The organism is Pseudomonas sp. SID14000 (assembly GCF_002165135.1).
GTDB lineage: Bacteria > Pseudomonadota > Gammaproteobacteria > Pseudomonadales > Pseudomonadaceae > Aquipseudomonas.
In genome coordinates this window covers 1-502 of record NZ_NFZQ01000083.1, presented here as the reverse complement: position 1 = coordinate 502, position 502 = coordinate 1, and the positions used below count along the sequence as shown (strand labels likewise).

Below are 502 nucleotides of genomic sequence, written 5' to 3'. Positions count from 1 at the left end.
AGGGCCTCGCCACGTTCAAACTCCCCGATGTCGTGGAGGTCGTGGACGAGTTCCCGTACACCGCGGTCGGCAAGGTCAGCAAGCGTCTGCAGCGCGAGCTGAACTAGGCGCATGTCGACCGAGACCACACGTGTCATCATCGCGGGCGCAGGCCCCGTCGGAATGGTCTGCGCGCTGGCGCTGAACCGGCGGGGTATTCCGGTGACCGTTTTCGAGTCGGAGCCGGCACCGGTGAAGGATCAGCGCGCGGCGACCATCCATCCGAGCACACTGGAGATGCTCGACGAGCTGGGCATCACCGAGAAGATCCGGGCGGACAGCCTGCTCTCGAGCACCTATCGCTTCCACGACCGGCCGACCGGAGACGTCGTGGCGGAGTTCGATCTCGGCCGGCTCGAGAACGAGCTCCGGTTTCCGTATGTGCTGCAGTACGAGCAGTACAAGCTGACCGCCCCCATCGCCGAGCAATACGCAGGAGAATCCGACTTCGACGTGCGTTTCT

Annotated in this window: 1 protein-coding gene; it reads left to right on the top strand. The window is 64.3% G+C overall.

Features of this window, described 5'->3' with window-relative positions:
- Window positions 1–111 precede the first annotated feature (111 nt).
- Window positions 112–502, top strand: a 391-nt coding sequence (locus tag CAY82_RS27475) for an FAD-dependent monooxygenase (protein ID WP_170931135.1), incomplete at its 3' end; no start/stop codon positions are given.